Annotated in this window: 1 protein-coding gene; it reads right to left on the reverse strand. The window is 41.8% G+C overall.

All coding sequences use genetic code 11. The features are described 5' to 3' along the window. Positions 1 to 201 (reverse strand): hypothetical protein (locus ACJQQZ_RS12640; protein WP_408023182.1); only part of this gene is annotated, 201 nt, incomplete at both ends.

Below are 201 nucleotides of genomic sequence, written 5' to 3' on the forward strand. Positions count from 1 at the left end.
GTGCATCTGATTCAACATCAGTAAGCGCAAGTGATTCAACGTCAGTAAGCGCAAGTGATTCAACGTCAGTAAGCACATCAGATAGTGCATCAACAAGCACAAGCGTATCTGACTCAAACTCAGTAAGTACATCAGATAGTGCATCAACAAGCACAAGCGTATCTGACTCAAACTCAGTAAGTACATCAGATAGTGCATCAA

Source organism: Staphylococcus sp. KUGN1 (assembly GCF_045984185.1).
Classification (GTDB): domain Bacteria; phylum Bacillota; class Bacilli; order Staphylococcales; family Staphylococcaceae; genus Staphylococcus; species Staphylococcus warneri_A.